The following is a 19655-nucleotide window of genomic DNA, read 5'->3' on the forward strand; positions in this document are numbered from 1 at the left end:
GAAGGTTTGCCAGCGGTTTTCTCGAACTGTTTTCGCCGCGGTGGTTCAGGCGGCGGCCGGGCGCACTGGCATGCCCAGGTGGTTGGTCATGGCGAGGCGGCTGCCGAGCGAGCCCCGGCCAGCGACCTCCGCGTAGTAGGAGGCGCGGCGGCGGGCGACGCAGCCTTCGGCACGGACGCCATGGTCCACCAGCTCCGGGTTGAGCTGGGTGTTCATGCCGTCCTTGAGCAGGGTCAGCGCCTCGGCGCGGAGCTGGGAGACGCGGGACTCGGTGACGCCCAGCTCTTCGGCGATGAGGGCCATCGGGCGCTCCTCCAGGAAGTACCGGGTGACGACCAGCCGCAGCCGCTCGGGCAGCGCGGCGATGGCATCGTGCAGGTAGCCGATCTGCTCGCGGTGCAGCAGCACCTCCTCCGGGCCCGGGTCGCGCTCGGTGACCAGGTCCTCGGCGGTGCCGGCGGTGAAGCCCTGCAGGCTGAGCACCACGGCCCGTTGCACGTCCTCTTCTACTGAGGTGACCTCGGAGATCCCGACGCCCATCGCCTCGGCCAGCTCCGACGGGGTGGGCAGCCGGCCCAGGGCGGCGGTGAGCTGCTGGCGGGCGGTGTCGGTCTGGCGGGCCCGGGAGCGCACCGAGCGGCTGGCCCAGTCCTGGCCGCGCAGCTCGTCGAGCAGCGCGCCCCGGACGCGGTTGGAGGCGAAGCGGGCGAACGGGATGCCCCGGGTGGCGTCGAAGGACTTGGCGGCGGTCACCAGTGCGGTGAGACCGGCGGAGGTGAGGTCGTCGCGCTGGACGTGGGCCGGAAGGCGGCCGAGCATCTCGCGAACCAGGTGGCCTACCAGCGGCATGTGCGAGCGGATCATTTCCTCACGGTCGCTGCCGATGGTGGGTGCGGTGGCGGTGGTGGTCATCGCGTTCCTTTCCTGGTCGGCCAGTGGCCGGCGCTGTCGGACAAGGAACAGATTTCGCGTTCACGGGTACCACCGGGTTACACGCTCGGTTGCCGGCTGGTTGCTTTGGGTCCCCAACCCAGCGGGAAACTCCTCAGCCGGCCCAACCCGGCGCCGAACATGAAGCCTGTGAGGGCCGCGACCACCAGCGGTCACGACGACGACGGGAGTACGGCCGTGAGCCTGACGGAGCTGTCCAGCGTCCTGTTCCGGACGCGGGAGCTGATGGAGCTGCTCCTGTTCAAGCTGGAAGAGGAGCAGCTGCTGCTGGCGGCGGGGCGTTCGCGCTGGTTGGCGCACGCCACCCGCGAGGTCGAGATGGTGTTGGACCAGATCCGGCAGACCGAGGTCCTGCGGGCGGCCCAGTCCCAGGCGGTCGCCCTTGAGCTGGGGATGACCGGGGAGCCGAGCCTTTCCGAGATCGCCGACGCGGCCCCTGACCCGTGGCCCGACCTGCTACACCAGCACCGCCGCGCCTTCCTGACCCTGACGGCCGAGATCAGCGGGATGGCCGAGGCCAACCGCGACCTGCTCACCGCCGGTCAGCGGGCAGCCCGCGAGACGATGCTCATGGTCGCCGGCTCGGTGCAGACCTACGGCCCGGACGGGCAGTCGCACCTGGCTGACCGGCGGTCCCGACTTGTGGATGAGGCAATCTGATGAGTAGCACCTTCTCCGGTCTGTCGACGGCGCTGTCCGCGCTCTACGCGCAGCGCCACGGCATGGACACCACCGGCCAGAACGTGGCCAACGCCAACACCGAGGGCTACACCCGGCAGCGGGTCGACATGGTTCCACGGGGCGGCGCCGAGGTATCGGCGATCCATGCGAAGTGGGACGGACCGGGCGTCGGCGTGCGGGTCGACGACATCAAGCGGCTACGTGACGGGTTCCTTGAATCACGCGGCCGCGAAGAGCACGCCATGAACACGTTCCAGAACACGAAGATGAGCGCCTACAACCGCATCGAGAACGTCTTCTCCGAGCCGAGCGACACGGCGATGGCCTCCCAACTGGCCGATCTGTGGGCCGGCTGGGGCGATGTCGCCAACCGTCCGGGCGACACCGCGGCCCGGGAGCAGCTGCTCCAGCGGGCGGCGGTGGCGGCCGACGGCCTGCGGGACGGCTTCTCTGCCCTGTCGTCACAGTGGGGCACCGCGCGGGTACAGGCCGACTCCCTCGTCACCGAGATCAACAACGCCGCTGACGCTGTGGCCAAGCTCAACGAGGTGATCTCCCAGGCGCAGGCGTCCGGGATGCCCTCCAACGAGATGCGTGACCAGCGCGACCTGCGACTCATGGACCTGGCCAAACTCGCCGGCGTCTCGGTGGTTCATCGGGAGAACGGCTATACGGACGTCTTCCTCGGCGGCTCCACCCTGGTCGGCGGCACGACGACCCGGCACATCGAGATCCTCGGCGGCAACCGGCTGGAGGACCAGGGCGCGGACCCGGTTCGGCTGGCCTGGACCGACAACGGGCTGCCGGCCTCGGCCGGATCTGGCTCGGTCGGGGCGAACCTGGACCTGCTCAACAACATCGTGCCGGACCTGGCCGGGAAGCTGGACGCCGTCGCGGTGAGCCTGGCCACCGAGGTCAACAACGTCCACCGGGCCGGCTTCGGCCTGGACGGGGTCAACAACCGGGACATGTTCGTCGACATCACCGGCGTCACCGGCATCACCGCCCGCACCATCGGTGTGGGCATCACCGATCCGACCCACCTGGCCGCCTCGTCGGTAGCCGGCACGCTCGACGGCAGCAACGCGGCCGCGCTGGGCAATCTGGGCCGGCTGACCAACGGCCCGGACGCCAAGTACCGCTCGATGGTGGTCGGGCTGGGCGTCGAGGCCCAGACCAGCCAGCGCCGCGCCGGCATCCAGGCGACGATCACCAACGACATGGACGCCCTGCGGTTCGCCGACGCCGGGGTCAACCTCGACGAGGAGATGACCAACCTGATCGGCTACCAGAAGGCGTACGAGGCCGCGGCTCGGCTGATGACCAGCATCGACGAGGCGCTCGACGTCCTCATCAACCGCACCGGCATCGTGGGGAGATAACGGAAATGATGATTCGATCCACGCAGCAGTCGATCGCGGCGCGCGTCACCAACAACCTCCAGGGCAACCTGACCCGCCTGGGGCGGTTGGAGAACATGCTCTCCAGCGGCAAGTCGATCACCCGTCCGTCGGATTCGCCGACCGGCGCCGTCTCGGCGCTCCAGCTGCGCAGCCAGATCCGTTCGCAGGAGCAGTACGTGCGCAACGGCGACGACGGCGTCGGCTGGCTCGGCACCCTCGACACCACCATGACCAGCAGCCTCAGCCACATCCGGCGGGCCCGTGATCTGGTGCTCACCGGACGCACCGCGAGCATGTCCGGGTCGGCGACGGCGCGCGAGGCGATCGCCGTCGAGGTCGAGAACATCCGGGACGCCCTCATCGACCTGGCGAACACGACCTACCTGGACCGGCCGGTCTTCGGCGGCACGACCACGGGCGGCCTGGCCTACACGCCGGCCGGCGGGTACGCCGGCGTGCCCACCGGACCTGGCGCGACGGTGGACCGCACCATCGGCGAGGGCACCTCGGTGCGGGTGGATGTGACCGGGCCGGAGGTGTTCGGCGTGAACGGCAGCGGCACGCAGCTCTTCGAGGTGCTGACGGCGATCGCGACGAACATGCGGGCCGGGGACGCGGTGGCGCTGGGTACTGACCTCGGCAACATCGACACGGCGATGGAGAACCTCCAGACGCAGCTGGCGAACGTCGGCTCGAAGTACAATCGCGTGGAACAAATGCGGCAATCTGTAAGCGACCGGACGTTGAGTCTGCGGACCCAGCTTTCGGACGTGGAGGACATCGACCTGCCGAAGACGATCATGGAGGTTCAGCTTCAGCAGACCGCCTACCAGGCGGCGCTGTCGACGACCGCCCGCGTCATCCAGCCTTCGTTGGTCGACTTCCTCCGCTGACCCCCGCCCGCCGGCTCGCCCTGAGCCGGGCGGGTGGGCTCTGGAAGAGGAGCACATGGCCGACCAGCCGGACGACCTCCCGGTCATCGAGTTCGTCGCCCCGATGCCGGGGTTCCCGAGCCAGTTGCGTTTCGTCCTGGTACGGCTCGACGACGACGGCATCCTGTCCGCGCTGACCTCGGTCGACGACCCGGATCTGCGCTTCCTCGTCGTCCCGCCGGCGCCGTTCTTCCCGACGTACGCGCCGGAGGTCTCCACCGAGTCGCTGGAGCTGCTGGGCGCCACCGATCCGGACCAGATCCTGCTGCTCCTGGTCGTCACCGCGGGCGAGTCGCTCGCCGCCACCACCGCCAACCAGCTGGCCCCCATCCTGGTCGACCAGGTCAGCCGGCATGCCCTTCAGGTCGTGCTCACCGGCAGCGACCTGCCGGTGCGCGCGCCGCTGACCACTTCGGCCTAAGGGGAACCCCGATGCTCGTGCTGACCCGCCGGCCCGGCGAAAGCATTCATATCGGCGACGAGGTCATCGTCACCGTCCTGGAGACCCGGGGCGACGTGGTGCGCATCGGCGTGCGGGCGCCGCGCGTGGTGCAGGTCCACCGCGAGGAGGTCTACCGGGAGCTACAGGCGGCCAACCGTGCCGCGGCCTCGCCCAGCGACAACGCCGTGCGCGATCTCACCCGCCTGTTGCGCCCCGGCAAACCAGCCGACCACCCCGGCAAACCCGCGGACCAGCCCGGCAAACCCACCGGGTAGGACTTCAGGCGCCGGCCGGCTCCAGCGCCGCCGCCACCTGCGGCGCCAGCAGCCGAAGATCGGCGATGACGGCGTCGTGCTCGGCGGCCGGCACCATGGCCAACGCCGCCTCCAACCGGGGCAGCGCCGTCTCGTCCTCGAAAGTCGTCAGCGCGATCGCCGCGGCCTGGACCCGCTCGCGTGGCGTCCGCTGCTCGTCAGCGGCCAGCCGGAGCAGCGGGCACTCCGAGCGGTGGCCATGGGCACGGAGCCGGGCCGACCACTCCAGGGCGCGCGCTGGCGACAGCGCTGGTCCCACGAAACCACCCAACGCCAACGGCACCGGATGTCCCTCGTGGCGCCGCCACAGCTCGTCGGCCAACTCGTCGACGAGCGCCGCCGGTTCGGCCGGCTCGGCCACCGCGGACCCCAGCAGGGTGCGTAGCTGCGCCGTCGGAAAAAGCTCGGCGATCGGACGCATGCTGCCCAGGATCCTGCCGCTGGTGCTCAGCGACAACGGCAGCTCGCCGACGCGCAGCCGTTCCCGCAGGATCTCGGCGGCCTCCCGCGTCCGGCCGAGCCCGACCAGCGAGTAGATCTCCAGGTTGGCCAGCTGCGACCGGCCCACGACCAGGAGCATGTCGTCGGTGGCCCGCTCCGGGAACTGCCGGATGAGCGTCAGCGCCTCCTCGTGGCGACCCTCGGCGATGAGCAGCCGGATCTCGGCCGGGGCGACGGTGACCTCGGCGGCGTCGGTGGCCCGCAGCTCGGCTAACGCCTGCCGGGCCTCCTCCAGCCGTCCCGCCTCGGCGAGCGCCCGCACCAGGATGGTCATCATCACCAGCCGGGGAACCCGGTGGCTGCCGGCTTCAAGGCCGCGCCGGCAGGCGTCGACGGCTTCGTCGAGGTTCCCGGCCTGCAACTCCGAGCGGGCCAGGTCGAGGAAGGCGGTCATCGGGGCGGGGCCGGTGGCGGCGATGCGGGCCAGGTCGAGGTTGCGGGCGCTCTTGTTCTTGATGGCCATGCGGGCGCTGGTGTATCCGGAGTGGGCGATCGACAGCACCGGCGCCGGGATCCGGGGGCCGACCACGCCGTCGCCGGTGATCCGGTCGGTGACCTGCTCGTGCAGCCGGCCGCGGTAGCGGCACTGGTCCCGCCGGAAGACGCGGGTGGACCACAGCGCGTTGCCGCCGGCCTCCTTGGCGTTGTAGACCATGGTCAGGAAGCTGCTGTCGCGTGCCTGGGCGAACAGGGCGCGTAGTTGGTCGGGGTCGCCCTCGGCGACCTCGTCGGCGTCGACGATGAGCACCCACTCGCCACGGCACTGTTCGATGCCCCGGTTCCGGGCGTCGCCGAAGTGGTCGTTCCAGTAGCCCTCGATGACCCGCGCGCCGTGCTCCCGGGCGATCTCCCGGGTGTTGTCGGTGGACCCGGTGTCGTAGACGACCACCTCGTCCACCAGGTCGCGCACGGCCGTGAGGCTGGCGCCGAGCACCCGCTCCTCGTCCTTGACGATCAGGCTCGCCGAAATGAGCACCTCGCCGGGCCGGGTGTCGCGCCGCAGGGCGCAGGCGGGCCCGCCGGTGTGCGCCAGCAACGCCTGTTCGACGAGGACGACCCGGCCGTCGGCGGCGATCGCGTCGTAGGCGCCGCCCAGCGGCGGGACGCCGTGGCGGTCGAGCGCCTCCCGGCGGATGAGGGCGCAGACCGGACCGAGCCGGTCGACGTCGACTGCGGCGCCGCGATGGTCCTGCCGCCACTGACGGGCGTAGCTCTTGAACGCGGCCGCCGAGCGCAGCCCACCGGCCCCGATCTCGACGCCCTGCGGGCCGCCGGACCGGTAGCAGGCGGGTCCGGCGGCGACGACCGCCGGGTCGGCGAGGGCGTCGGCGACGGTGTCCAGCCAGCGCGCCGAACAGAGGACATCACCGTCGAGCAGCGCCACCAGCGGCCGGCGCGACACGGCTACTCCTTGTGACCAGGATTCTCCTGGGTCATCGGTGGGGCTGTCGAGCACGGTGATCCACGCTTCGCGCCGCAGCGCCGGGGCTGACCCGGCTGAGCCGGGCGGGACCACCGCGATGACCTCGTCGCGCACGCCGAGGGTGGGCCGGAGCGATTCCAGGCAAAGCCTGAGGTCATTGGGGGTGCCGCTGGCCAACAGGACAACGGAGACGGGAGCGCGGCTCATGTTCGTATCATCTCGCCCGGCTGGCCACTACCTAGGTGAATTCCGGCATTTCGTCAGCGGCCACCCGGCGTCCGAGGCGACGGGCGGATCGTCCGATCGGTCGGCGGCGCTCACTCTTCGTATCGAAGAATCTGGCTGAATCTATTGACGTCGATCACTTAATCGGCCTTTACTGATCTTGCCGCACGCGTCCCGCACCCCCCGATCCGAAACGGGTCGGCGGGCGCTGCGCGGCCCCTTCAGGAGGACCTATGAAGTATCGGACACCCTTGGCCGCTGGCGCCGCGGCCGTCGTCGCTGGCGCGATCGCGTTCACCGCGCCTGCCGGCGCCGCGCCCGTCAACATCCCGGCCCAGGACCGGGCGGCGCAGCTGCGCGCCGCCTCCGCCGCCGACCAGCTCATCGCCGGCCAGCCGGACCTGTTCCACCGCTCCGACAGCGACGTGATGACCCGCCAGTCGGTCATCGAGTCGATGGACCTGCACTACGTCGCCTACGAACGGTCCCACCGCGGCCTGCCGGTCGTCGGCGGCGACTTCGTCGTCGTCACCGACCGCGACGCCAACGTCCTCAGCACCCAGGTGGCGCAGCAGCGCGCGCTGGCCGTCAGCGACATCACCCCCGCGATCTCCGCCTCCGCCGCGACGCGCGTCGCGCGGGCCCAGGTCGCCAAGGTCGACGCGACCAGCGTCCCCGAGCTGAAGATCGTGGCGACCGGCGCCGGGCGGACCGCCTACGAGGTCGTCGTCACCGGCGCCAAGAAGGACGAGCACGGTCTCGCCCCCACCAAGCTGCACGTCTTCGTCGACGCCGAGAGCGGCAAGGTCCTCAAGGGCCACACCTACGACGAGGTCACCCACGGCGCCGGCAACGGCTACTACAGCGGCCAGGTCGAGCTGTCCACCACCCCGTCGTTCAAGCTGGTCGACCCGAAGCGGGCCGGCATCCAGTGCGGCGGTCAGAACGGCGCCGCGTTCACCAAGACCAGCGACAGCTGGGGCAACGGCGCGGGCACCGACATGGAGACCGCCTGCGTCGACGCCATGTACGCCGCGGCCAAGCAGTGGGACATGCTCAAGGAGTGGCTGGACCGCGACGGCGCCAACGGGCAGGGCCGGTCCTACCCGATGCGGGTCGGTCTGCAGCAGGTCAACGCCTTCTTCAACGGTTCGTTCACCAACTTCGGCCACTCGTCGGACAAGAAGCGTCAGGTCATCAGCATGGACGTCGTGGCGCACGAGCAGGGCCATGGCATCTTCGCCACCACCCCCGGCGGCTCCGGCGGCGGCAACGAGGCCGGCGGCCTCAACGAGTCGACCGGCGACATCTTCGGCGCGCTGACCGAGTTCTACGCCAACAACGCCAAGGACAAGCCCGACTACGAGGTCGGCGAACTGGTCAACCTCGCCGGCAAGGGCGCCATCCGGTACATGTACGAGCCGTCGAAGGTCGGCGACCCGAACTGCATGTGGACCGGCAGCGCCCCCGAGGTGCACGCCGGCGCGGGCCCGCAGAACCACTGGTTCTACCTGCTCGCCGAGGGCTCGAACCCGACCAACGGCCAGCCCAAGAGCCCGACCTGTAACAACAGCACGGTGACGGGCATCGGCATCGAGAAGGCCGGCAAGATCTTCATGGCCACCCTGAACCGTAAGACCAGCGGCTGGACGCACGTCAAGGCGCGCAACGCCTCGATCGAGTCCGCCAAGCAGATCTTCCCCGGCGGTCAGGAGTGCAAGACCGTCGCGGCCGCCTGGGACGCTGTCAGCGTCAAGGGCAGCAGCTGCTGACCTTCGGGCGGCGTTGAAACAGGCTGCGGGGTCCGTCGCGCGACGGACCCCGCAGCACTCAGGACAGGGCTGGCCGCGGCCACGCGTATTCTCGGGCGCATGAAAGCAGGTGGCGCGGTGATCGCTGCGGTCGGTGAGCCGTTAGACCACGTCGCGCTGCTGTACCAGGACGCCCGGGAGTACGTCCACGGCATCAGGAGCTTCCTGGCCCCCGCGCTCGCCGACAGCGCGCCGGTCCTCATCGCGGTCCCGGATGACCGCCTCGCCCTGCTCCGGGAGGCGCTCGCCGGCGTCGGCCCCCAGATCCGATACGCCGACATGCGGGCCGCCGGCCGTAATCCGGGCCGGATCCTGCCCAGCGTCCTGCTGCCCTTCGCCGCCCGCCACCAGGGCCGGCGGGCCTGGATCGTCGGCGAGCCAGTCTGGCCCGGGCGCACCGAGACCGAGTACCCCGCCTGCCTGGCGCACGAAGCTCTCATCAACGCCGCCTTCGCCGGCCGCGACGCCGCCATCCTGTGCCCGTACGACGCGGCCGGACTCGACGCCACCACGGTCGCCGACGCCGGCCGCACCCACCCGACGTTCCTGACCGACGACGCCGGGCGCCGCCCCAGCGGCGCCTACACCGCGCCGTTCGCGGTGGCCGCCGAGTGCAACCTGCCGCTGCCGGCCGTTCCTGGCCACGCGGAATCGCTGCGCTACGACCGCGAGGCGGCGCTGGGCGAGGTCCGCCGGTTCGTGGCCGCCAACGCCCACCGCGCCGGCCTCGACGCCGACCGGACCGACGATCTCGTCCTGGCCGTCAACGAGCTGGCCGCCAACACCATCGAGCACTCGCCCGGCCCCGGGTGGGTCCGGTGGTGGGCCGAGCCCGGCCAGGTGATCTACCAGGTCGAGGATTCCGGCCACCTGGACGACCCACTCGCCGGCCGGATCCCGCCGGCCGGCGACGTCACCGGCGGAAGAGGACTGATCCTGGTGCACCAGCTGTGCGACCTCGTCCGCATCCACACCGGACCGTCCGGGACGGACATCCGCCTCTTCCTCAGCGTGCCTCCCGAGCGCGCTTCCAGAGCATCCGTGACCTCACCGGCGAGCCCGGCCCGTCAGCTCGGCGGCGCCGCTCCGGCCGGTCGGACGCCGACACCCACCGCCCCCTGACGAGGAGCGCGCATGGCAGCCGCCCCAGCCGGCCGCGCCCATGAGCTGACCCGCCGCCTCGGCGTCGGCGACGCCGTCGTCATCGGCCTCGGCGCCATGCTCGGCGCCGGCGTCTTCGCCGCCTTCGCGCCCGCCGCCCGGGCCGCCGGCGCCTGGCTGCCCGCCGGGCTCGCCGTGGCCGCCATCGTGGCCGCCTGCAACGCCACCTCGACCGCCCGGCTGGCCGCCCGCCACCCGTCCTCCGGCGGGGTGTACGTCTACGGCCGCGAGCGCCTCGGGCCGTTCTGGGGGTACCTGGCCGGCTGGACGTTCGTCGTCGGCAAGACCGCCTCCTGCGCCGCCATGGCCCTCACCTTCGCCGCCTACGCCGTTCCCGACCACCAGCTGCTGGCCGCGGTGACAGCCGTGCTGGCCCTGACCGCGCTCAACTGGCGCGGCGTGCACAAGTCGGCACAGGTCACCCGGGTCATCGTCGCGGTCGTCCTGGGGGTGTTGGTCGCCGTCGTCGCCGCCGGCGCCGTTGCCACGCCGCCCTCCGTCGGCCTGCTGACCCCGGCCGACCCGTTCCCGGCGCTCGGGGTGCTGGAAGCCGGTGGCCTGCTGTTCTTCGCCTTCGCTGGCTACGCCCGCGTCGCCACCCTGGGGGAGGAGGTCCGCGACCCGGCCCACACCATCCCCAGGGCGGTCCGGACGGCGCTGCTCGTCGTCCTCGTCGTCTACGCGGCCGTCGGCGTGACCGCGCTCGGCGTCCTCGGACCCGAGCGCCTCGCCGACGCCACCGCCCCGCTGGCCGAGGTCGTCACCGCCGCCGGCGCCGGCTGGCTGGCCCCGGTCGTGCGGGTCGGGGCGGCGCTCGCCGCCCTCGGGTCGCTGCTGGCGCTCATCCTCGGGGTGTCCCGGACCAGCTTCGCGATGGCCCGGGACCGCTACCTGCCGGCCGCCCTCGACGCCGTCCACCCTCGACACCACGTCCCACACCGGGCCGAGCTGGCGGTCGGGCTGGTCGTGGCGACGTTGGCCGCCACTGTCGACCTGCGCGGCGCGATCGGCTTCTCCTCGTTCGGCGTTCTCCTGTACTACGCGATCGCCAACGCCGCGGCGCTCACCCTCACCCGCGCGCAGGCGCGTCCGGCGCGTGTCGTCCCAGTGGTCGGGCTGGCCGGATGCCTGCTGTTGGCCGCTGCCCTGCCGACCGCATCAGTGGTCGCCGGTGTGATCGTCGTCGCTATCGGGGCGGCCAGCTACGTTCGGGTCAGCGCCCGTCGCGGGCGTCGACTATAAGTTGCGGATGGAGTTCCCCGCGCACCTGAGCGCCATGCCCATGCACGCGATCACCGAGGTCCACGGGGCGCCGGGACTGCTCGAACGCTTCCGTCGTGAGACAACCAAGTTCGACGCCACCGCCCAGCGCCGGCTCGCCGAAGCCCTCGACCTCGCCGCCGAGCTGCACCACGACGACCGCCGCGTCCGCGAGCCCTACCTCAACCACCTGCTCCGGGTGACGATCCGCCTCATGCACCACTACCAGGTGCGGGACGTGGACGTTCTCGTCGCCGGCCTGCTGCACGACTCGGTGGAGGACCATCCGGCCGAGCTGGCCGGCGACGTCCCCGCGGGCGCTGATCTCACCGAGGCGGCGTTGGAGGCGCTCGCCGACCGGTTCGGGGCGCGGGTCGCCCGGCTCGTCGCCGCGGTCACCAACCCCGCGTACGACCCGGCCCGGGACCGGAACGCCCAGTACCTGGCGCATCTGGCAGTCACCCTGGACCGGGAGCCGTGGGCCAGGGTCATCAAGATCTCCGATTTCACCGACAACGGCGTCGGGGTCATCCACACCACCGGTCCGAAGGTCGCCTCGGCGGCGCGCAAGTACCGGCCGTTGGCGCCGGTCCTGCGGGAGCTGATCGCCCGTCCGGACACCCCGCTGTCGGGGGACGTCAAGGAGCACATCTTCCAGCAGATCGACAAGGCCGAGGAGCGGTTCAGCGCCATCCTCGACCACGGAACCGTCCAGGCCTGAGCGGCGCCCGCTCCGTCACGGGCCTTCCGCGCCTCGGGGCGCGTACATGATCACGGCGACGCCGACGAGACAGATGGCGGCGCCGACAAGGTCCCACCGATCGGGTCGGAACCTGTCGATCACGACGCCCCAGGCCAGCGAGCCGGCGACAAAGACTCCGCCGTACGCGGCCAGGACCCGGCCGAAGTTGGGGTCCGGCTGGAAGGTGGCGACGAAGCCGTAGGCGCCGAGGGCGATGACGCCGCCGGCGATCCACCACAGGCCACGGTGTTCGCGCCACCCCTGCCAGATGAGCCAGGCGCCGCCGATCTCGGCGAGCGCCGCGAGGGCGAACAGGAGCAGGGAACGGGCGACGGTCATGGCTGGCACGCTAGCCGCGTCAGCATGTTCCGCGCGGGTCTGGGGCTCGACGCGCTGCCGGCGGCGCTCCATAGTGGTGGTGTCTGGTCGCCAAGCGGGAGGAGCTTCGATGATGGACAGGTCTGTCAGGGCAACCGAACAACGCGCCGCGGTCGCCGGCGGCGGCGCGTTGACCAAGCTTATGCGGGGCGCCGCGGCGGTGACGGCTGGTGTCGTCATCGCCTGCGCCAGCGCCGTTCCGGTGGCCGCGTCCGGGCCTGGTCAAGGCTGGATCGAGGGACGTTGGGTCACCGCCGCGGGGGCGCCCGACGGCGGGGAGCGGATCGTCGCCGACCGGGACGGCGAACGTTGGTGGACCCGTGCCGACGCCGACGGCCGGTTCCGGTTGGAGGTTCCGGCCGGGGTCTACCACGTGCGACGCGCCGGACGCCCGCCCGCCCCCGACACCTGGGCGCCGGGGGTGTCCCGGCAGAGCCTGGGCGCCACGTACCGGGTCGAGGCCGGCGGCACGGCGCGGGCCGACGGCGCGTTGCCGGGACGTGGCGCGGTCGAGGTGGTGGTGACCGACGCCGACACCGGGTCCCCGGTCGACGGGTGCGTCGTGCCCGAGTGGGGGCCGTCGCGGTACTACCGGCAGTGCGTCCACGTCGGCGGCGTGTATGTGATCAGCAGTGTGGTCGGCGGGGGTCCGCGCACCATGTCGTTCACCCCCGCCGCGTCCGGTTACCCGGCGGCGTCGGTCGATGTTGTTCCGCTGCCGGGCGCGACGGTGCGCGGCCAGCTGATGTTGCGTCGGAGTTGACCCGTCCGGCGCCGGCCAAGACGTCACGAAGTCGTCGGGCCGTGGAGGTTGATCTGGTCCCGGATCTGTTGAGCGAAGCCTTCGGCGGTGTGGAGCTGGTCGCGTAGGGCTTGGACCCGGGCCTGGGCGGCTGTGCCGAACCTGGCCAGTCGGTCACGTAACGCGGCCAGCTCGTGCTCTGTCGCCTGGCCGGCGGCGAGCGCGTCGAGGATGGCGAGCAGGTCGCGCATCTCGTCCAACGTGAAGCCGAGGGGTTTCATCCGCTTGACGACGAGCAGCCGGTCGAGGTCGGGTTCGGTGTAGAGGCGGAAGCCGCCGTCGCTGCGAGCAGAGGGGGTGACGAGGCCGACGTCTTCGTAGTGGCGGATGGTGCGGATGCTCAGCCCGACCCGTTCGGCGGCCTCGCCGATCTGCATGTGCTGTCGTGTCATCGGCGCATTGTGCCGGTCGGTGGCCGTCAGTGGCTCGGCAGTTGGCCGGCGAGGGCGCCGTGGATGCGGGCGCTGGGCTGGTTGAGCTCAATGATCTCGACGGTCTTGCCGCGGGCGGCGTACTTGGTGGTGATGGCGTCGAGAGCGGCCACGGAGGAGGCGTCCCAGATGTGGGCGTGGGTCAGGTCGATGATCACGTTGTCGGGGTCGTCGGCGTAGTCGAACTGGTATACCAGATCGTTGCTGGAGGCGAAGAACAGCTCGCCGTGTACTGAGTAGACGCGGGTGGCGTCGTCGGGGCCGGGCCGGCTGGTGACCTCGACCAGGTGTGCGACCCGGCGGGCGAACGCCACCATCGCGGCGAGCACGCCGAGGACGACGCCGATGGCGAGGTTGTGGCTGATCAGGGTGCCGGCGACGGTGGTGATCATGACGACGGTCTCGCTCCACGGCATCCGCTTGAGGGTGGCCGGGGCGATGGAGTGCCAGTCGAAGGTGGCCATCGACACGATGATCATCACGGCGACCAGAGCGGCCATCGGGATGATCGCGACCAGGTCGCCGAGCCCGACCACGAGGACGAGCAGGAACACCCCGGCCAGGAACGTCGACAGTCGGGTGCGGGCCCCGGAGGACTTCACGTTGATCATTGTTTGGCCGATCATGGCGCAGCCGCCCATGCCGCCGAAAAATCCGGTGACGATGTTGGCGACGCCCTGCCCCCAGGACTCGCGGGTCTTGTCCGAGTGGGTGTCGGTGATGTCGTCGACGAGTTTGGCGGTCATCAGCGACTCCATCAGCCCGACCAGCGCCACGCCGAGAGCGAATGGGGCGATGAGTCGCAGGGTGTCGAGGTTGAACGGCACGTCGGGCAGGCCGAGCGTCGGCAGGCTGTCGGGCAGGGCGCCCTCGTCGCCGACGTTCGGGACGGCCAGGCGTGCCACGGCGGTGAGGACGGTCAGCGCGATGATCGCCACGAGGGGCGCCGGGACCGCGGTGGTGACGCGCGGGAGGAAGATCATGATCGTCAGCGCGACGGCGACCATCGGGTAGACCAGCCACGGCACCCCGATCAGGTGCGGGACCTGCGCCATGAAGATCAGGATGGCCAGGGCGTTGACGAAACCGACCATGACGCTGCGGGGGATGAACCGCATCAGCTTCGCCACCCCCAGCACCGCCAGGGTCACCTGGATGATCCCGCCGAGGATCACCGCCGCGACCAGGTAACCCAGACCGTGCTCCTGGGCCAACGGGGCCACCACCAGCGCGATCGCGCCGGTGGCAGCGCTGATCATCGCCGGGCGGCCGCCGCAGAACGCGATCGTCACGGCCATCGTGAACGAGGCGAACAGCCCGATCTTCGGGTCCACCCCGGCCAGGATCGAGAACGAGATGGCCTCGGGAATCAACGCCAACGCCACGACCAGGCCGGCGAGGACCTCGGTGCGCAGCACCCGTGGGGCCAGCCAGGACGGACGCGACAAATGGGCAGTCGACAGCACGGAGAACATGAATCTCGATTCCAGGCGGGTCCGAAGACGGGCAGGGTGGTCCGGGCCACGGGCGCCGTGGGCCATCGGAAACCCTACTCTCCGGAGAGGGGAGAGTTGGGCTCGGGGCGCCTGGCAACTGGATGCTCCCGAAGCCGGCCGGGGCCGATACGGTGGGCTGGACCGTTGTCGGCAAACCTCCCTGACCCCCAAGGAGCCCCGTGAGCGCAGAGTCCGCCGCCGCCCGTCCGGCCTACCGGCCGGAGACCGCCGTAGTGGCGTCCGGCCGGCCACACGGATCGGGCCGGCCACTCAACGTCCCGGTCGTGCTGGCGTCGAACTTCCGCGCCGCCCCACGAATCGATCCATCGGCCGTTGGCGCCGCGCCGCCCGACGGGGTCACCGGTGACGGCCAGCGGCGCGAGTACGCCCGCGACGATGGCACGCCGGGGTGGGAGGCGCTGGAAGCGGTGGTCGGTGAGTTGGAAGGGGGCCACGCCACCGCGTTCTCGTCCGGGATGGCCGCGGCCGCCGCCGTGTTCGACCTGCTGCCGGTCGGTGCCCGGGTGGTCGCGCCGACGGACAGCTACATTGCGGTACGGGGGCTGCTGGCCAACGGTCAGCGGCTCGGCCGCTGGTCAGTGCAGCTAGTCGACGTAGCCGACACCGCTGCGGCCGCGGCGGCCGCTGGCCGCGCCGACCTGGTGTGGCTGGAGTCGCCAACCAATCCCCTGCTCCAGGTGGCCGACCTCGCCGCGATCTGCGCGGCCGCCAAGGCGGCTGGGGCCCGCGCGGCGGTCGACAACACGTTCGCCACGCCGCTGCTCCAACGTCCCCTCGACCTCGGCGCCGACATCGTCATCCACAGCGCCACCAAGTTCCTCGGCGGCCACTCCGACCTGCTGCTCGGTGTCACCGTGGCCGGAGACCCGGCGCTGGCGGCCGCCCTGCGCCACGGCCGTGAGATGGCCGGGGCCACCCCCGGCGCCCTGGAGGCCTACCTGGCGCTGCGGGGAATCCGCACCCTCGCCGTCCGCCTCGACTGGGCGCAGCGCAGCGCGCACGACCTGGCGCGTCGTCTCGCGGCGCACCCTGCCGTCACCCGCGTTCGCTACCCCGGGCTCCCGGACGACCCCGGCCACGAGGTCGCAGCCCGGCAGATGAGCGGGTTCGGCGCGGTCCTGGCATTCGACCTCGCCGACGCGGCCACCGCGGACCGCGTCTGTGACCGGGTCCGCATCATCACCTCGGCCACCAGCCTCGGCGGTGTGGAGAGCACCATCGAGCGCCGCGCCAAACTGCCCGGCCAGGAACACGTCGCGCCAGGTCTGCTCCGACTCAGCGTCGGCTGCGAACACCTCGACGACCTCTGGCACGATCTCGCCTGCGCGCTGGACGCTGCCGGCGCTGGGTGACGTCGTTCAGTCCGGGTCAAATCCAAGAAATCGAAGGGCGATTCCAGCGAGGAGCCACCGGCGGCTACGAGCCAACCAGCGCGGCGGTCGCCGTCACCGACGACGTCCTCGCCATCGCCCAAGCCCGCCAAGCCCGCGGCGAATCCGTCACCACCATCGCCCGCCTCCTGCGCATCGGCCGCTCCACCCTCTACGGGGCACTCCAACCCGACAACGGCACGGCATCACCCGTGCCCCAACCCCGCGCCGCCGGGTGAGAACACTGTCCGAACCAGAGAGCTACGACCGGCTGAACTCAAGGGTGGCCGCCCGGTTTCATCGAAGGACCGCGAAACGCCTCGGCGTAAGGCCGGGCGTTTCGCGGCGTCAGGGCGGATATTCTGGTCAGCCGGTGTTAAGGACGAACCCGCTCTCCGTCAACCAATTGTCCAGTGGGGCGTACCAGCCGTAGCTGGCGCAGTTGCGCGACTGCTCGCCCAGGCAGTACGTCGGGAACCCCTTTTTGTCGCTCCCGGAGATGATGCCGTTGGCGTAGAGGGTTTCGTCGTTGGAGGTGGAGATGGGGCCACCGCTGTCGCCGGGACCCCAGACCGGGCCGCCGTTGATGGTCTGCACGTCGACCAGACCGTACGCGCAGAATTTATCGGGATAACAGTGCGTCGTGCCGGTCGCGACGATCTTGATGTCGCAGATCGTGCCGGAGTAGGCCCCGGAGCTGCAAGTCAGCATGCCGAGGTGATTGCCGGACAGACCGCTCACCGGCCGTAGGGACTGCCTGTTGTGGTCACCCCAGAACATGGAGGGTTGAAAGAAGGCAGGGCCGCTGAGCATGGTGGGTCGAATGACCGCGATGTCGCGGTTGGTGTACCGATCGCTGACCTTTCCGTATTGCTGGCCATTCCAGCTGTACGCGTCTTCGTTGAGATCAATGCAGTGCGCGGCCGTGGCCATAGCCGAATTCACTTTCTCCCCAAGGGTAAAGCCCTCTGAACAACCACCACGGTTATTGGGTTTCCAGCGCGCCCCACCGTAGGCCGGATCGCTCTTGCGATCGAGGATCGAGCGGCGGAGTGAGTCGACTGTGTCCGGGCCGGCGACGGAGATCTCCGGGTTCTCGGACACCACGGTGACGGAAACCCCGCCTGCCGCCGTCGAGATCTGGGCCTGGATGGCGGCTCCAGCGACCATGACCTCGTCGCCCTTCACCCCGACGCGCAACCCAGAGCCATCGCCGAGCGGTCCCGCCGACACGACCTCGGTACCGTCGATCGTCAGCCGGTTGGTGATGACCTCGTCGCGAGCCTTCAACAGCCGCTGATAGGAGTACTTCGCCGAGGGCACCACGGCGACTGTGACATCCGAGTCGTTCTTCGTGGCCTGAGTCACCGAGTCGGGGACCAAGCCGTGCCAGTACAGGGTGATGTGACTGTTGGCGGGATCAGTGATCAGACCGGCGTAACCGGAGTCGCCGGGCAGCCGGCGATAGGCCTCGGTGATGACATCAGCGACGCCCACGACCTTCGCCTGCTTGGCCCAGTACTGGGGGCCGGGGTTGTTGGAGCCTACGACGGAGGGCCCGTCGGTCGCTGGCAGACGAGATCGGAGGGGGTTCGCATCGGCGGTGAACGGTGCGGATAAGACCCCGCCCACGGCGACGGCGGCCGCCGCGATTACCACGAATGTACGCATGATCCTTACCCTTTTCTGTTAGCTGACTGGCGTACATAGGACGATGACGTCGGCCGCCTCTCGTAACAACCGGCAGGACCGTCCCAGGGACGGCTGGGATGTACCAGGGACAGCCGGGATGTCAGCGTGCGATTCCTCGCACTCGCCGGTCTTGTGCTGTCCTCGTTCGCACTCGGCCGCGAATGTGCACTTGGTACTGCAACGGCATTGGGGCCTGTCACGTTGAGTGTGGGGAGCCGTTCGTTGTGGTGTGACCTACGTTGATGTGGTGTCGTGGCAGGACGAACTGGATCATCTGTTGGCCCGGGTGGGTGGGCGTTTTGGCAGGTCGGAGCCGCGTCCGAAAATTGACCCCCTCCTAAACCTTGGAGGGTGCTGAAGGTGGAGGCGGCGGCCGGTAGGACATTGGCTACCCCAGCTGTAGGTTCTCGCCTCAGATGTCGTGTCCAGGCTGCTGAGCTGGTCTTCGTCACGGTTTCTCAGTGAAATATCGGCCGGGTTTCTCACGATCTTGGCGCTTTCCTCGGCCGTGGATTCGTTCGCAGCCATCCGCCCGACCCAGCCAGCGCCGTGGTGTGAACTCCGGAGAGCTTGAGGAAGGTCGGGCGGGCGTGGTCACGGACGGAGGCGCCGGGGTGCGGGAGACCTGCCAGGTGAGTTTGTCCGCGGAACGGCGCCTGGTCGTCGGCCGGGTCGCGCGATGTGCGCCCACGCTTGACGGGGATGGATGCGTTCGGGTGGCTGTCGACGGCGTCGACGGATACGGATCCGGCAAGAGCGTGTTCGCCGACGAGCTCGCGTCGGCGGTGACGGCTCTTGGTCGCCCTGTAGTGCGGGTGTCGCTGGACGACTTCCTTAACGTCCGTGCGGTCCGTCATCGCCAGGGGCGTGATTCGCCGCAGGGATTTTGGGAGGACTCGTATAACTATCCGCGCTTCGAGCGCGACGTGCTGGTCGCGTTCGGGCCTGGCGGTTCACGGCGCTACCGGCCAGCAGCGTATGACCTGAGGACGGACGCGGTGCTGGATCCGGAGGCGCGCACCGCGGACCCCGCAACGGTGCTGGTCGTCGACGGGTTGTTCCTGCACCGCGACGAACTCGTCACGGCCTGGGATTTGTCGGTGTTCCTGGACGTGCCGTTCAGCGTGACCGCGCAGCGGATGGCGGACCGTAACGGCTCCAACCTGGATCCCGAGCACCCGAGCATGCGCCGCTATGTCGAGGGCCAACGCATCTACTTCAGGGCGTGTTCACCGCAGCGGCGCGCTGACATCGTGGTTGATAACCAGGATTTCGATGTCCCTCGGATCGTGCGGGATAACCTGCTCAGGTAGCCCTGGCCCGCGCCAGCTCCAGCCGACTCTCGTACGCCACAAGCCGGCCAGTCGTGGCCGCCGCAGAGCGCCGCAAGCATGACCGAGATGCTGCTACCTTGCGAACAAGACCGCGGTACGCCACGCCGTACAAAATTCTCATGGACATGTCGCCGAAGATGTCACTGGCGACATGTCCATGAGAAAGTGACATCTCAATTGGAACCTACAATGAGGTGATCTCAGCAAGGGCGTGATCGTCGGCGGGGACGACACGGGCACCTCGTCCATAACGGACGGTGTTGGAGAGGGCGCGGGGCCCTCGGT

Annotated in this window: 19 protein-coding genes; 13 read left to right on the plus strand and 6 right to left on the minus strand. The window is 70.3% G+C overall.

The window, feature by feature from the left end:
- Positions 1-45 precede the first annotated feature (45 nt).
- Positions 46-912, minus strand: coding sequence for a sigma-70 family RNA polymerase sigma factor (locus ABD287_RS05565; RefSeq protein ID WP_344169252.1), 867 nt, complete (start codon positions 910-912; stop codon positions 46-48).
- A gap of 216 nt (positions 913-1128) precedes the next feature.
- On the opposite strand from ABD287_RS05565, the gene flgN reads away from it, so the two are divergent.
- From flgN to csrA, 5 genes are read left to right on the plus strand one after another with little or no spacing between them, the layout of a single operon-like run.
- Positions 1129-1611 carry a flagellar export chaperone FlgN gene (gene flgN / locus ABD287_RS05570; protein WP_344169255.1) on the plus strand — a complete coding sequence of 161 codons (483 nt, stop codon included), beginning with the start codon at positions 1129-1131 and terminating at the stop codon, positions 1609-1611.
- Entirely contained in the window at positions 1611-3014 is a 1404-nt protein-coding gene (gene flgK / locus ABD287_RS05575; protein WP_344169258.1) for a flagellar hook-associated protein FlgK, read from the plus strand. The genes flgN and flgK overlap by 1 nt, the downstream gene beginning before the upstream one ends.
- Before the next feature lie 5 nt (positions 3015-3019).
- Positions 3020-3928: a flagellin N-terminal helical domain-containing protein gene (locus ABD287_RS05580; protein ID WP_344169261.1), complete on the plus strand. Its 909-nt coding sequence runs from the start codon at positions 3020-3022 to the stop codon at positions 3926-3928.
- A 55-nt stretch (positions 3929-3983) separates the two neighbouring features.
- Positions 3984-4388: a flagellar assembly protein FliW gene (gene fliW / locus ABD287_RS05585; protein WP_344169264.1), complete on the plus strand. Its 405-nt coding sequence runs from the start codon at positions 3984-3986 to the stop codon at positions 4386-4388.
- An 11-nt stretch (positions 4389-4399) separates the two neighbouring features.
- A complete protein-coding gene (csrA, locus tag ABD287_RS05590; protein ID WP_425565503.1) occupies positions 4400-4684 on the plus strand; it encodes a carbon storage regulator CsrA in 285 nt (94 codons plus the stop codon).
- Positions 4685-4688: 4 nt separating this feature from the next.
- Here csrA and ABD287_RS05595 read toward each other — a convergent pair whose 3' ends face one another.
- Positions 4689-6854, minus strand: a complete 2166-nt coding sequence (locus ABD287_RS05595; RefSeq protein ID WP_344169267.1) for a glycosyltransferase — start codon at positions 6852-6854, stop codon at positions 4689-4691.
- A 251-nt stretch (positions 6855-7105) separates the two neighbouring features.
- Between ABD287_RS05595 and ABD287_RS05600 the strand changes: the two genes are divergently transcribed.
- The 4 genes from ABD287_RS05600 to ABD287_RS05615 all read left to right on the plus strand — a co-directional run bounded on the left by ABD287_RS05600 (position 7106) and on the right by ABD287_RS05615 (position 11825).
- Entirely contained in the window at positions 7106-8644 is a 1539-nt protein-coding gene (locus ABD287_RS05600; RefSeq protein ID WP_344169270.1) for a M4 family metallopeptidase, read from the plus strand.
- Positions 8645-8743: 99 nt separating this feature from the next.
- Entirely contained in the window at positions 8744-9805 is a 1062-nt protein-coding gene (locus ABD287_RS05605) for an anti-sigma factor RsbA family regulatory protein (RefSeq protein WP_344169273.1), read from the plus strand.
- Positions 9806-9817: 12 nt separating this feature from the next.
- Positions 9818-11086 carry an APC family permease gene (locus tag ABD287_RS05610; protein ID WP_344169276.1) on the plus strand — a complete coding sequence of 423 codons (1269 nt, stop codon included), beginning with the start codon at positions 9818-9820 and terminating at the stop codon, positions 11084-11086.
- A gap of 7 nt (positions 11087-11093) precedes the next feature.
- Positions 11094-11825 carry an HD domain-containing protein gene (locus ABD287_RS05615; protein ID WP_344169279.1) on the plus strand — a complete coding sequence of 244 codons (732 nt, stop codon included), beginning with the start codon at positions 11094-11096 and terminating at the stop codon, positions 11823-11825.
- A gap of 15 nt (positions 11826-11840) precedes the next feature.
- Here the strand turns inward: ABD287_RS05615 and ABD287_RS05620 are convergent, their stop codons facing one another.
- Positions 11841-12185 carry a YnfA family protein gene (locus ABD287_RS05620; protein ID WP_344169284.1) on the minus strand — a complete coding sequence of 115 codons (345 nt, stop codon included), beginning with the start codon at positions 12183-12185 and terminating at the stop codon, positions 11841-11843.
- Between the two features lie 109 nt (positions 12186-12294).
- On the opposite strand from ABD287_RS05620, the gene ABD287_RS05625 reads away from it, so the two are divergent.
- Positions 12295-12987 (plus strand): hypothetical protein, encoded by a 693-nt coding sequence (locus ABD287_RS05625; RefSeq protein WP_344169287.1) that lies wholly within the window; start codon positions 12295-12297, stop codon positions 12985-12987.
- Positions 12988-13010: 23 nt separating this feature from the next.
- On the opposite strand, the gene ABD287_RS05630 is transcribed toward ABD287_RS05625, so the two are convergent.
- Together ABD287_RS05630 and ABD287_RS05635 are read right to left on the minus strand one after the other, a co-directional pair.
- On the minus strand, positions 13011-13418 hold the full coding sequence (locus ABD287_RS05630; RefSeq protein ID WP_344169290.1) for a MerR family transcriptional regulator: 408 nt from the start codon (positions 13416-13418) through the stop codon (positions 13011-13013).
- 26 nt (positions 13419-13444) lie between these two features.
- On the minus strand, positions 13445-14932 hold the full coding sequence (locus tag ABD287_RS05635; protein ID WP_344169292.1) for a SulP family inorganic anion transporter: 1488 nt from the start codon (positions 14930-14932) through the stop codon (positions 13445-13447).
- A gap of 200 nt (positions 14933-15132) precedes the next feature.
- Here ABD287_RS05635 and ABD287_RS05640 point away from each other — a divergent pair, with 200 nt between their 5' ends.
- Positions 15133-16326, plus strand: a complete 1194-nt coding sequence (locus tag ABD287_RS05640; RefSeq protein ID WP_344169295.1) for a trans-sulfuration enzyme family protein — start codon at positions 15133-15135, stop codon at positions 16324-16326.
- A complete protein-coding gene (locus ABD287_RS05645; RefSeq protein ID WP_344169298.1) occupies positions 16323-16583 on the plus strand; it encodes a hypothetical protein in 261 nt (86 codons plus the stop codon). Before ABD287_RS05640 ends, ABD287_RS05645 begins: the two co-directional genes overlap by 4 nt.
- A gap of 127 nt (positions 16584-16710) precedes the next feature.
- Here the strand turns inward: ABD287_RS05645 and ABD287_RS05650 are convergent, their stop codons facing one another.
- Positions 16711-18015, minus strand: coding sequence for a chymotrypsin family serine protease (locus tag ABD287_RS05650; RefSeq protein ID WP_344169300.1), 1305 nt, complete (start codon positions 18013-18015; stop codon positions 16711-16713).
- A 737-nt stretch (positions 18016-18752) separates the two neighbouring features.
- On the opposite strand from ABD287_RS05650, the gene ABD287_RS05655 reads away from it, so the two are divergent.
- Positions 18753-19349, plus strand: a complete 597-nt coding sequence (locus ABD287_RS05655) for a nucleoside/nucleotide kinase family protein (protein WP_344169302.1) — start codon at positions 18753-18755, stop codon at positions 19347-19349.
- Positions 19350-19655 lie beyond the last annotated feature (306 nt).

The sequence above is a fragment of the Pilimelia columellifera subsp. columellifera genome (assembly GCF_039532605.1).
GTDB classification, from domain to species: domain Bacteria; phylum Actinomycetota; class Actinomycetes; order Mycobacteriales; family Micromonosporaceae; genus Pilimelia; species Pilimelia columellifera.